This window comes from Pedobacter sp. AC379 (assembly GCF_979258145.1).
Genome location: NZ_OZ409839.1, coordinates 3,393,950 through 3,406,313, shown reverse-complemented (window position 1 = coordinate 3,406,313; position 12,364 = coordinate 3,393,950). Strand labels below are relative to the sequence as shown.

10 protein-coding genes are annotated in these 12,364 nt (G+C 36.0%); 2 read left to right on the top strand and 8 right to left on the bottom strand.

Translation table 11 applies throughout. From position 1 onward, the window contains the following. Nucleotides 1–3: 3 nt before the first annotated feature. The 7 genes from ACZZZW_RS15035 to ACZZZW_RS15005 all read right to left on the bottom strand — a co-directional run bounded on the left by ACZZZW_RS15035 (nucleotide 4) and on the right by ACZZZW_RS15005 (nucleotide 10,134). The gene (locus tag ACZZZW_RS15035) at nucleotides 4–1,431 is read right to left on the bottom strand and encodes a PKD-like family lipoprotein (RefSeq protein ID WP_463494553.1); all 1,428 of its coding nucleotides are present in this window, start codon (nucleotides 1,429–1,431) and stop codon (nucleotides 4–6) included. 19 nt (nucleotides 1,432–1,450) lie between these two features. Further along, nucleotides 1,451–2,302 carry a DUF4843 domain-containing protein gene (locus ACZZZW_RS15030; RefSeq protein ID WP_463494551.1) on the bottom strand — a complete coding sequence of 284 codons (852 nt, stop codon included), beginning with the start codon at nucleotides 2,300–2,302 and terminating at the stop codon, nucleotides 1,451–1,453. A gap of 16 nt (nucleotides 2,303–2,318) precedes the next feature. Then, nucleotides 2,319–3,785: a RagB/SusD family nutrient uptake outer membrane protein gene (locus tag ACZZZW_RS15025; RefSeq protein ID WP_463494549.1), complete on the bottom strand. Its 1,467-nt coding sequence runs from the start codon at nucleotides 3,783–3,785 to the stop codon at nucleotides 2,319–2,321. 11 nt (nucleotides 3,786–3,796) lie between these two features. Then, nucleotides 3,797–7,159, bottom strand: a complete 3,363-nt coding sequence (locus ACZZZW_RS15020) for a SusC/RagA family TonB-linked outer membrane protein (RefSeq protein ID WP_463494547.1) — start codon at nucleotides 7,157–7,159, stop codon at nucleotides 3,797–3,799. A gap of 275 nt (nucleotides 7,160–7,434) precedes the next feature. Further along, nucleotides 7,435–8,553: a FecR family protein gene (locus ACZZZW_RS15015; RefSeq protein ID WP_463494545.1), complete on the bottom strand. Its 1,119-nt coding sequence runs from the start codon at nucleotides 8,551–8,553 to the stop codon at nucleotides 7,435–7,437. 146 nt (nucleotides 8,554–8,699) lie between these two features. Further along, on the bottom strand, nucleotides 8,700–9,284 hold the full coding sequence (locus ACZZZW_RS15010) for an RNA polymerase sigma-70 factor (protein WP_055909864.1): 585 nt from the start codon (nucleotides 9,282–9,284) through the stop codon (nucleotides 8,700–8,702). Nucleotides 9,285–9,924: 640 nt separating this feature from the next. Continuing rightward, complete coding sequence (locus ACZZZW_RS15005; RefSeq protein ID WP_463494542.1) at nucleotides 9,925–10,134, bottom strand: cold-shock protein; 210 nt, start codon at nucleotides 10,132–10,134, stop codon at nucleotides 9,925–9,927. A gap of 123 nt (nucleotides 10,135–10,257) precedes the next feature. Between ACZZZW_RS15005 and ACZZZW_RS15000 the strand changes: the two genes are divergently transcribed. Continuing rightward, a complete protein-coding gene (locus tag ACZZZW_RS15000) occupies nucleotides 10,258–10,983 on the top strand; it encodes a LytR/AlgR family response regulator transcription factor (RefSeq protein WP_463494540.1) in 726 nt (241 codons plus the stop codon). Between the two features lie 18 nt (nucleotides 10,984–11,001). On the opposite strand, the gene ACZZZW_RS14995 is transcribed toward ACZZZW_RS15000, so the two are convergent. After that, a complete protein-coding gene (locus ACZZZW_RS14995; RefSeq protein WP_463494538.1) occupies nucleotides 11,002–11,151 on the bottom strand; it encodes a hypothetical protein in 150 nt (49 codons plus the stop codon). A gap of 76 nt (nucleotides 11,152–11,227) precedes the next feature. Between ACZZZW_RS14995 and ACZZZW_RS14990 the strand changes: the two genes are divergently transcribed. Continuing rightward, nucleotides 11,228–12,361, top strand: a complete 1,134-nt coding sequence (locus ACZZZW_RS14990; RefSeq protein WP_463494536.1) for a sensor histidine kinase — start codon at nucleotides 11,228–11,230, stop codon at nucleotides 12,359–12,361. Nucleotides 12,362–12,364: the final 3 nt, after the last annotated feature.

Sequence of the window (12,364 nt, the reverse complement as noted above, 5' to 3'; positions counted from 1 at the left end):
TAATTATTTTCTGATTATAATATCTACAGGGGCACCTGGAATTCCGGTAATGGTTTGTGTGATAATCCCGTTCTTGCCTACACTAACATCAAGGGTGTAAATTGAACCGGTTGTGCCAACTGTAAGGGTGTTATCATCATTACTGATTTTTAACATTGATACTTTTTTCCCGCCAAAATCAGCATCCAGTGCACGTAATTCTTCGTTAAGTGGGTTATAACGATATATTTTATCATTGGAGGTAAAGTAAAAGACATTTAAACTATTACGTTGCCATTTAGTATCTACTGTTACAAGTGAAGCCCCTTTAAATACGCGTTTATATTCTGCTTTGATTTTTCTATTAACGGAATCGAACTGATAGGTGAAGCTTAATTCATAGATTGTACCATCTGTTGCTTTGAAATATGCATAATATGTACCTGCTGGACCAGTTTTCATGTAAAGCAAATCCATACCAATATTTTTAGGATCGAAACTGGTTCCGGCAGGATCCACAACATAATCCTTACCAAGATAACTTCCATCACCGGCAAAAGTTACAAACCCTTTAGTTTTGATGTCAAAGGCAAAATAGAATGCGCCAGTGAAAGTAAAATATTTAGATAAATTATAATCACCCGCCTGTTCATTTGCAAATTTGCCATAATCTGGTGCAAAAGGTGCGGTAGAAACCACTCCCACATACATTTTGCCGTTTATTACACCTGTTGGCACAGTTCCCTGGTAAGATTCTATATGTCCGGGAAAGATGGTAGCCGGGGGGGTAAAAAACTGATCATTGAGATAGCTTTTACGTAACAAAGTACTTGCATCCAAGAAGGGGCTTTTCTTATTTTGATCATTACATAATACCCAAAACTGTTGCTGTGTAATTGGTTGGTAAGGAAGTGGATCGGCAAAATAGAGCTCTACAGGGTTTGATGGTAAAGTTTCTTTATGAAAGGCGTTATATATATCCGCAATAACAGTCTTGTTATCTGGTTTCACAAATGAAAGTTTGGTGGTTCCGTTATCATCACTCAACACAATTTTTCCTTTGGTAAACTCGGTACTTCCCATAATGTTAAAAGGAATAACATACTTTAACCCATTGCGTTTATCGGTAATAATCAATTTTGAAGAGCGCAAACCTGGACCAAGATTGTAAACCAATTTTAATGGAAAACCAGTATATACCGCTTCTCTTGCTTCTTCCTGAACATTGATTTTCCACTCATATGACAAATCAGTTGATGGATCGGCATCTGCCAATATGATTTTCGGATTTAAGATCAATGAATCACCCAAAAGGGCTGAAAAAGTAGAATCCTTAAATTTATTAAGGGTAGGTTCTGAGGGCGGATGGTAATCATAATTACCAAGATCCTTTTTACAGGCCGTGTATAAACCGGCCAATATGGCCAGTAAAAAAAACAATTTGAATTTCATCTTCATTTCTTTTTAGCTGTTAGATAATAATCTGTTTGCCGTTTTCATCAATAAAAAAATAACCATTTACCAATGAAAAATATTTTACGGTATAACGTTTGCTCGGCGAGGCCGTATTGTAGAAATCGTAATCTTTGCTCCCATCAGTTTTTGGTGTAAATACGAAACCTTTATCAGGATTTTTTAAAATCCAGGCAGCTGGGTCTTTCAAGAAAACTCGAAAATTTTCGATGTAGTAAAGTGTACGGGGAATTTCTAAATAAGCATTGGGTTTAGACATATCAACCAGATCGACAGTACCTGACGAAATTAAAAACAATTGATGCTTTAACCTTCCATACTCGCCAAGTTGAGACTCCCAGTAAATCCACCAGCTTGGTTTCTCTAAACGGTTAGAAAAAAGCACCTTTTTACTGCGTAAATACAAAGGAAGATTTGCCTGAAAGTCACCTCCACCAATAGTACTGAAGCCTAATCGAACTGATTTATTAGCCAAAGCTTCATCAGTATTTTTCAGTATAATAGGAATCTTAAGGGTACCTGAATCTGCAGGTAATGTATAAAATGGCTTTAATGGCTCATAATGTGTACCCTTTATTGCAGTGGTAACTGAATCTACGATAGACAGTGAAAACTGGCGGCTGTGAGAAACCCTTGGACCAGTAACAATAATTGGTACCCAAATGGTATCTTGAGCCAAACCTGGCCGATAGGCAAAAGAATAACTGAGTGTGGTGGTATCCTGATTGCCATCTTTATCTAGATAATGCAAATAAACGTTGTCATTAGAAATATAAGGCAACATTTCGTTCTTTTTGCAGGCAAAGAAAGTCATGCTCAAAAGCAAAATATAAATAATATTATTTTTCATCTTTGTGTCTGTTAAATTAATTTCTGTAAGCCTGTTCATCAATGGGAAGTGGAAAAACGAAAAGCTTATCCGAAGGAGCATATATCAATCCTGAAGTAGTAACAATATTAAGGTTTAAGCGCTTATGCATGTAAAAGTTCTGACTCTCACCATAAAACTCCTTGCGGTATTCTCCTTCAAGTTCCTTTACAAAATCTGTTTTAGAAATACCTGCTGATAATCCTGTTCCGATACCGCGGTGAACCCTAAGTGTATTAAAATAGTCTAATGCTTTTATAGCATCTGTATCAAAACTTGCTTCTGCAGCAATAAGGTACATTTCGCTCAAACGCAAAGCAGGTAACACCATAGGGTGCAGGTTTTCTATCGGAGAAGAATTAACCACATATTTCTGAAGATAGAACCGATCGGAAACATTCGCTGCTTTTATTAATCTAAACCATTGTTTATAACGCCAATCGTCTGCACCAACAGTGCCCAAATTATATATGGTATTAATCTGGTCTGTTGTGGCCGAATAATCGGGATTATCTTTTGCAAATAATCCGTTAGCCTGATCTATCGATGCTTTAGATGCAAACCAGCCAAACAAAATCTCATTGTAAAATATCCGGTCGCGTTTGGCAACATCAGCCGCAAAGAAATCCTCTTTAACCGTCCATGGAAACTTTAAAGACTCTATTACTTCTTTTGCATTGCTTAAACTATTTGTCTGATCTCCTTTATACAGGTACACCCTTGCTAATTCTCCGGCTACAGCATAATAATTAATATGGTGCCTCCTATTTTGTAGAAAAAGAGAGCTATTTTTAAGTTCAGTTGCCTTTTCGCCTTTAGGATAGCCCACCACATAAGAAGCTGGAATAATTGGATCGCTGGTTTTAAGCAAAGCTTTTGCTTGTTGCAAATCATTAATAACCCGATTAATAACTTCACTTACAGTAGAATATGGTGTGGTTTTGGTCGAAACTGTAGTAACATAAGGGATTGCCTTAAAAGTTGGGTTGTTCTTATAGGATGGCCCGAACATACGCAACAGATCGAAGTGCATGTATGCTCGTAATGCCAGTGCCTCACCCTTAATAATATTATAATTACCATCCCTAAAAATGCCTTTTCGCTCATCTATAACCTCCAGGATCTGATTTACGTTACCAATTCCTTTATAAGAATTGTTCCAAATGATGCTGATTTTGCTCATCCATGCAGGAACGGTATAATCAAATGCAGCTACTTTTTGCAAAATTGCATCGTTAAACTGATAATTCTGTGCAATTATATCCAAATTGCTCACGGTTAAGTTGCCTCCATATAAATTTGGACTAGCAAAACCAACGTAAGCTCCGTTTAAAGCCTCCTTAAAACCCTCTTCAGATGTAAATAATTCTTCTTTAGATACATCGGATTCCGGCTGAATATCCAAAAATTTCTTACACGATGTGCAGGCAATGATGGCAAAGATGATTAACAAATATTTTTTCATTTTCTTAGTGTTTAGAATGAGGCCAGCAATGAAACAGTTAAACTTCTGGCAAATGGATAACTCGTTCCCCGCTCCATTTCTATGCTGGAGGTTCTGAAAATATCGTTCATAGTCAGAGCAGTACGGAGATTTTGGAAGCCAAACTTTTTGATCATTTCCCTTTTAAAATCATACGAAAGATAAATGGAACGTAATTCCATCAGATTATCTTTTTGAACAAATCTTGAGGATACATTTGTAATGGACAAATCAGCTATATTTTTAAAAAAAGTCTGGTCTCCAGGTTTAATCCATCGTTCGTTTAATACCCTGCTATCCACATTAAAACGTGGATCTGCATTCTCAATCCGGTCTACCAATGTTTGATTGTAGGTATATCCTCCGAAACGATAATAAAAGCTTAAGCTTAGCATAAAACTCTTGTAACCAATATTTGCAGAAACATTACCCTCGGCTTTAGGTGCCCCATCTGCAACAGGCATAATGTCTTTTACGTCCCAGTCATAGGTAATTGACCCATCTTTTTTCACAAAAATTTCTTTTCCGGTTTGAGGATCAATACCTAACGATCTAACTGCATATATAGAAGTGAGGGATTGGCCTTCATTATAGCGCAATAAAGGTGTAGATTGTGCTTTTTTATCAGGGTTCGTCTGATATTGGTCAATTTTATCATTTAAAGTTTTTAACGAATTGGAAAGTTTTACTAAAGTATTTACGTTATGTGCTAAATTTCCAGTAATGTTGATATTGAAATCCTGTGATCGATAAGCATTAGCAGTTAAATAAAGTTCATAGCCTTCGTTTGCCATATCGCCGAGGTTTTCCTTATATGTAGTAAACCCAGTTGATGGAGAAAGATCAATATCTGTAATTAAACCTTTGGTCAACTTATAATAGTAACGTGGAGATATTACAAATCGGTCCTTAAACAGGCCTAAATCGATGCCAACATCATAAGTTTTTGTTTTTTGCCACTGCAGGTTGCTGTTGCCGTAACCTAATACTTGCGCACCCAAACCGGTAGAATACCAGTTTGATGGATCATATTGATAAATTGAGCGTGATAAATAGGCCGGAAATGATACCGAACCTACAATACCTGTACTGGCCTTTAATCTCAGCTGACTGATTACTTTAGAATCTGCAAGAAAAGCCTCACGATGCATATTCCAACCTATACCTGTTGACCAAAAAGGCGCAAAGCGTTTATTTGAGCCAAAGGCTGATGAACCTTCATAACGGAAGGAAGCATCTAAAAGATATTTATTTTTAAAGGAGTAATTGCCTGAAAAGAAAGCACCAGCCAATCGATTTTCTGAAACGTTGCCCCCTGGTGCCGAATTTTCCTTATAAATACGTGCGAAACCAATATTTGTAAAACGATCGTTAGAGAAACCTTGAGCTTCAACCAATTTATCATCACTTCTTGAGGTTACCACATTTGTACCCAAAACCAGATTGAAGTATTGATCTCCCACCTGTTTATTGTATCCCAAAGTAGCTTTCCCATCAACAGCCAAACGATCACTTTCTACAAGAGTATAAGATCCTTTATTATTCAATTTGTCTGCTGCATACTCGAAAAACACATTACTTAAGGGCGAAACAAATTTATCACCAGTGGTTTTGCTCTTATTTAAACTGATCTGACTTTTGAAGGTTAAACTAGGACTCAATTTCCAATCCACAGAAAAGGCATCAATAATTTCCAAATTTGATGATTTATCAAAGCTGGCTAAGTTACCTTCGTAAAGTGGATTAAATACGTATCTCGGTTTAATCTGTGGCCCGTTGTTACCGTCGTGTGTATCCACTTGCCAGGTGGCAAGTTCCTGAATCATATCTCCGTTTGCATTTGTTTTAGGATAGTAAGGATTCATACGTACATAGGTAGAAAAGTCGCCATATGGAGAGTTGTTACCATCTACCTGTGTAATGGTAACCTCGTTCCGGAAAAGCAACTTTGATGTTGGATTGTAAGTAAAGTTCATTCCTCCGCTATATCGGTTACGATCTGATTTCAACATTACTCCAGGAGTAGTTTCATAACGAAGATCTACCCCATATCTGAATTTCTGATCCCCCCCCTGTACATAAAGGGAATGTTTTTGCCGATAGGCATTCCTTAGTGCCTGCGATAACCAATAAGTATCTACCCCACTCGCTACATTTTTTAACCTGGCAAAATATTCTGCATCCAATTGATCTTGATTATAGCCCGCATTATTACTGGCATCATATAAGCCTGCTAATTTTTCGTAGTTAAGTTTATCGCTGGCGTTTAAAACATGATAGTCGGTTAAATCAGGAGCATTTACAGTAAGTTCATAGTTATAGGAAAGCTGTAATTTTCCGGCTACGGGTGCTTTAGTCGTAATAACGATTACTCCATTAGCGGCCCTAGATCCATAAACTGCCGTTGCGGCAGCATCTTTTAATAACGTTACCGATTCTATTCTATTAATATCAAGATCAGTTACCTTTTGCAGCGTAACTTCAAAACCATCCAACATAAAGGCCGGAAGATTGTAATTACTGGAAAGATTATTCCGATCTAGTATGTTTTCCGTATCCTCTATAGATGGAAGCGCAGTTGCACCCCTCACGTTAATTTTTGGCAAAGCATTTGGATCTGAACCAAATAAATTATTATCCAAAACCTTGAATGATGGATCAAAACTCTGGATACTTTTCAATAAATTTTGTGGATTGTTTTTCTTTAAGTCTTCGCCTTTGATTGTAATCGCATTACCGGTGTAATTATCTTTTTTAATGGTTTGATAACCCGTAACCACCACATCGTTCATCTGTGTTAATTTAGGGCTAAGCTTAATGTTAAACGTTTTACCGCTTATGGCTTTTTCTTCTAATACATCGTAACCTACATAACTGAAAACCAAAATACTGCCTTCATCAACATTAACCTTAAACTCACCCTTATCGTTTGTTAGGCCAACACTTGCTCCATTTTTAACAGAAACATTTACACCAGGAATTGTTTCGCCGGTGGCTTTATCAGTAACTACCCCCTTTACTTCAACTTTTACGGCTGCACGTACTGCAACAGCTGGTATATTTTCCTTGCCGCTAATTACGATGGTTTTGTTTACGATATTGTAACTTAGGTTTTGATCCTTTAAAGTGGTATTAAGTGCTTCCACTAACGAAGCCTTAATTAACTCAACAGTAACATCAGGTTTATCTTCCAAAACCTGGCCTTTGTAGAAAAAGAAATAACCCGTTTGCTTTTTAATCTCTTTGAAAACCTTTTTTAACGAAGTTTTTCTCCGGGATATGGTAACGGTTTGAGAAAAAGTGGCTGCCGACACATGTAAGGCACCAACAAGTAATAAGATTGTAGTCAATTTCATGACCAATAAAAATTTAATCTTTACCCTCCGCACTTCGCATGCAGGGTTGTAAAGGGTAGTTAATTTCATACCTTTGTAATGAATGAGGTTAAAAAATAGCAGCTGGGTTCGAAGCAAGCTGCTTGTCCAAATTTCTACCGGAAGCGTTGTCGCGCTTTCGGTTTGTATTAAAGGTATAATGCTAAATTTCTGGTAGTTTTTTCATCATAAAGTTTAGTTAGTTTGTAAATTGGTTGGTTGATTTTCTTGGCTGTTTATAGAAAAGCCCTTCTTATTTAATTTCCTGATACCGTAAGTACTTTGCCCTTTACTTCAATATGCACGTGGTTAAGCTCCAATATTTTAAAAACCTCGGCCAGGTTGCTATTCCTTGGTATCTCTCCCACATATTTTTCAGGCGCAATTTTGCCCTGGTAAACCACATCTACATCATACCAGCGTGAAATCTGACGCATAACACTCTGTAAATCATCATTATCGAACGAAAAAATATTATTTTTCCATGCCATTTCCTTATCTGTATCCACTTGCGCATTAAGCGTTAACTTTGCGCTGCTTGGAAAAAATTGCGATTGCTCTCCAGGATGTAAATTTACCATACCTGTAGCCGCACTCACTTTTACCGCACCTTCTAATAAGGTAGTTTTTATGGTCGATTCATCCCCATAAGCGTTAATATTGAAATGTGTACCTAAAACTTCTACCGTTTGTGCATCTGTTTTAACCCTGAAAGGACGTGTATGATCTTTTGAAACCTCGAAATATGCTTCACCACTTAACGATACCAACCTTTCGTTTTTAGCAAAGGCATAAGGATATGTAAGTTTTGTGGCAGCATTAAGCCATACCTTTGTACCATCAGGCAAGGTTACCTCGTATTGCCCGCCACGAGGTGTGCTAATTGTATTTACCCCCGCAGTGGATGCGTTAGGATTTTCTTTAATAATGTATTCGAGCTGACCATTTTTAGCCTTACGGATAATGATGCCATTCTGATTGGCAATCTGACCATTTTTGGCATCGTCCAGATCAACAACAGTACCATCTGCCAGTGTTAACATAGCTTTTTGACCGCCAGGCTGAATATCTTTCAGTTCCGTTTTGGCCACTAAAGGCGCATCCTTATGCTGAATGAAATAAAAAGTTCCAATGGCAAAGCATAAAACAATACTTGCTGCAATGGCAACATTTTTAAACGTAATTAATTTTACTGCCTTAGGCCGTGGATTTAAACTATTCCAAACTTCTGCTTTATTGTTTTCGATGGTTGTATGTGCCGGAGCAACAGCTTCATTAGGCAGTTGGAGATACCAATCTTCTACCACAGCAATTTCTTCTGCTGTACAGTTGCCCGCAAGATATTTATCTAAAAGCTTTTTTGCGTTTTTCTCCATTAAAAAAGAAATCTAGTTTGGTTGATTATTGTATATACGGCGAAGCCATTACGCTGGGGGTAGACGAAAATCACTTTTATTTATAAAGAATCTGACTTTACTCTTTTTTATTGAAAAAACAGCACTATAATAAGGAAGTATTATAGCTATCGGTATGTTTTAAATAATAAAGCAACGTAAACAACCAGTCCTAGCCTTGTTTTAAGAATTCTCAGTGCATTTTTAACCTGAGTTTTAACAGTTAACTCCGAAAGCCCTAACTGAATGGCAATTTCTTTATGCGATTTATTCTCTTTTCTACTTAAAATAAATATTTCGCGCATTTTTGGCGGTAAAGCATCAATTTCTTTCTCGATTAATAAAGCCATTTGTTTTTCGCGAACAAGATAATCCGTCAAAACATGGTCCTGATCGATATAATCCTGTAAAGAATCGACATATTTATTTTCTACCTTTTGATGGGCAAACACATCTAAAACCCTATTGCGGACGGCAGTATATAAATAGGCGGATAAATTACCGTCGGGTGCTACCTGCATGCGTTTTACCCAAAGCGACTCAAATAACTGATGGAGCACATCCTTTGCTTCTTCTTCGTCGTTTAACCGTTTGCTGGCATGAATAAAAAGAAGCCCATAAAAGCGGTTGTAGATTTCGGTAAATGCAAGTTCATCACCTTGAGTTAACAAGAATGCCAATTCGCTGTCAGAATATGAACTGTAAATACGCATAGGGATAACACAAAGATAATATAAATACAATCGGTTTCATTGCGTTATTTGGGGCTTATCTTACTTATATCTTGATATTTGCAAATTTCAATAAGAAATATGTAGAATATCCTATGAAATAATTAAGCTCTACAGTTATTAGTGCTTTTGTAATTGGAATAAGTCTATAAATAACTAAACACAACATTAGTATGATAAAATTACAGCCTCCGTGTTACGTAATTCGTATTCAAATTATCCAAAAAATCAGGAATTAAAACTTTTAATGAAAAATCAAAGATATTAATGCAAAAGAAATATCCTCAAATGTTAAAGCAGCGTTTATTCTTCATAAAACCATAATGAAGCCGAGCGGCAAATACTCAAAGAATGAACCATTGGCTTTTCAATTTTTGCCAATATCCATATCTAAAAGGAGAGCATCAATTTAGATAGGAAAGCACATTAATTAGGTATTGATAGGTAGATGTTGAGCGAGCATTATTTATGTTAAGCTTAGCCGAACAGAGGTTTCGGTTAGATTATTTTGTTTATCTGTAAAAACCGAAAGCGAATATCGCTTGCCAAGAACATTTTAAGAAATTGGTTACACAGATCGGTATATTTTCGTTATAAATCGGTTAAAATACCAGTTAGTAACTTAATTTAGCACCACAATATTGGTAGCCTGACAGCCAATATTACCTCTTTTAAGGTTAAAACGCACTTTTGTACCTACCAATAATGATGGTTTAAAAATTCCTTTCAGCTGTTGATTGTCGGCATAAACCATCTCTGCACCACTTTCAAGCTCTATAAACCCGAAGCCGCGTATGGGGTTATACCATTTAATAATTCCTGTATATTTCATAAGACATTTTTTTACATTAATTTAGCCAGGAAAATGAAATTTTGAAACTAATGAGGATAAAACGTACTATTTTCGTTATGAAAAGGTGTAATTTCGTTATGGATGCAAAAGAACGATTAGGAGATGATTAAGTGTATAGCCATTGATGACCAGTTAAGTTCTATAGCGGGACTTGAAAAATACATTGAAGAAACGCCAAATATGAGACTTGTAGGAAGCTATACAAATCCATTAACTGCATTAAGAGAATTGCAAAAAATAGAAACTGTTGATGTGATTTTTATGGATGTGCAGATGCCTCAAATTTCTGGTTTGGAGCTGGCAAAAGCAGTGAGATCAAAAACCCGGAAGCTGATATTTACAACTTCGCACCAGGAATATGCTTTTGAAGCATTTGAAGCTGAAGGAGATGCCTACCTGCTTAAGCCTTATGGTTATGCCAAGTTTGTTCTAACGCTCAACAGGCTTTTTGGCGAAGAAATGGAAAATGCTGAAGAGGATACCTTTTTCCTGGTAAAAAATAAAGCAGAAGACCATAAGGCGATATTGGTGCGTTATGCGGACATTATCGCTTTCGAAAGTTTTCATAACTACATCAAAATCCACACAAAAGATAAAGTAATTATAGCTTACCTGAGTTTAAAAGATGTAAAAGAACAGCTTAGCATTAAAAAGGGATTTATACAATTACACAGGGCCTATATTATTGCAATTGAACACATTACACATATAGATGGAACAAGAATAACATTATCAAACCAGACTACATTTTCTGTAGGGGATATTTATCACAACGATTTTCGTGATTTTATGTCAGAAAAACTCATTATCAGCAGCCGTAAAAAATAGCGGCTGCTGATAGTAATATTATTTGTAATGCTTTAGATTATAAATACCAGTTAGTGAAGTTGTGGAGGTACCTGTAGGATCAGATGTAGTGGGATCTGATTTGATATCGAAATAAACATTTTTTTTAAATACAAATAGTGTTCTTTTAACAATCTTCTTAGCTCTCATATCATTTTTTTTATGAAAACTAGAAGTGTAGAGGCGCTGTAACGTTATTGATTACATATATAGTAAAGAAGTCTTTATGGATAGTTTAAACGCGAGTAAAAGCTCATTAGTAAACTGGCTAAGTAAATATAAAATACACCTGATTGCATGGTGTGTATTTATATTTTGGGAAACAATTATGGTTTTTGCTTTTGCTGGAGCTGTAGGAACGTTTAGTAATTACGTTATACATTATTCATTTAATATCTTTCTATTTTACGCACATACATGGTTGTTAGAAAAGGTAACAGCTTTCCCCAACAGTTCCTTATGGAAAATCCTACCTATTGTTGCACTTGAAATATGCATTTATATTGGATTGATTTTTGGAATTGACCACTTACTATATGTATATACTAATATATTAACAGGGACTCTTCCAACACTTACGGTTAGAATCTTTAAACTCCTTTATAGAAGTACATATTTTATGCTCTTTTCAACTGGTTACTTCTTCATAAAACGTTACTTAAACGAAAGAGTTGAAAAAGAACGTGTTGAAAAACAGCGTTTTAAAATGCTTATTGATAAAGAAAGAACCGATAAAGAACTTTTAATGTCTAAAAATGCTTTTTTAAAAGCACAGATCAATCCCCACCTTTTGTTTAACACATTAGAATTTATTCATCAAAAAATAAGACAATATGATCCTGAGGATGCCCAGGTTATGGTTTATTTATCGGATATGATGCGTTTTGCCGCCAATACAGAGCATAATGATGGTTATATAAAATTAAGTGATGAGATAGCACAATGCCAAAACCTGATAAAGCTTCATCAGCTCACCCAAGGTCAGGTTTTTATAGAAATGGCTTCCTCACCTGATGTACTGGATATAAAATTTATTCCATTGGTATTGTTAACGCTTCTGGAAAACATGTTTAAACATGGTAATTTGTTTAATAGCGATAATAAAGCCACTATCGATCTGTATATGGATAACGATACCTTAAAAATTGAAAGCAGGAATTTGCCTGCATCAGTAAAAAGCAAAGTGGGTTTTGGATCAGGTTTAGATAATATCAGAACAAGATTGAATTATACCTATGGTAACCATGCAGAAATGAATGCTTATGTTGATGAAGATGGTTTTTATACTTTAACAATAGCGATTAAAGAAAAAGCTTTACAGGAAGCATTCCCTACCAATATGGAAGCATTAACTTATTAATTC

Excerpts from the sequence above, each read along its gene's own strand:
- ACZZZW_RS14995 (WP_463494538.1), bottom strand. The coding sequence starts at position 11,151 with ATGAGAGCTAAGAAGATTGTTAAAAGAACACTATTTGTATTTAAAAAA.
- ACZZZW_RS15005 (WP_463494542.1), bottom strand. The coding sequence starts at position 10,134 with ATGAAATATACAGGAATTATTAAATGGTATAACCCCATACGCGGCTTC.
- ACZZZW_RS15035 (WP_463494553.1), bottom strand. The coding sequence starts at position 1,431 with ATGAAATTCAAATTGTTTTTTTTACTGGCCATATTGGCCGGTTTATAC.
- ACZZZW_RS15015 (WP_463494545.1), bottom strand. The coding sequence starts at position 8,553 with ATGGAGAAAAACGCAAAAAAGCTTTTAGATAAATATCTTGCGGGCAAC.
- ACZZZW_RS15020 (WP_463494547.1), bottom strand. The coding sequence starts at position 7,159 with ATGAAATTGACTACAATCTTATTACTTGTTGGTGCCTTACATGTGTCG.
- ACZZZW_RS15000 (WP_463494540.1), top strand. The coding sequence starts at position 10,258 with ATGATTAAGTGTATAGCCATTGATGACCAGTTAAGTTCTATAGCGGGA.
- ACZZZW_RS15025 (WP_463494549.1), bottom strand. The coding sequence starts at position 3,785 with ATGAAAAAATATTTGTTAATCATCTTTGCCATCATTGCCTGCACATCG.
- ACZZZW_RS15010 (WP_055909864.1), bottom strand. The coding sequence starts at position 9,284 with ATGCGTATTTACAGTTCATATTCTGACAGCGAATTGGCATTCTTGTTA.
- ACZZZW_RS14990 (WP_463494536.1), top strand. The coding sequence starts at position 11,228 with ATGGATAGTTTAAACGCGAGTAAAAGCTCATTAGTAAACTGGCTAAGT.
- ACZZZW_RS15030 (WP_463494551.1), bottom strand. The coding sequence starts at position 2,302 with ATGAAAAATAATATTATTTATATTTTGCTTTTGAGCATGACTTTCTTT.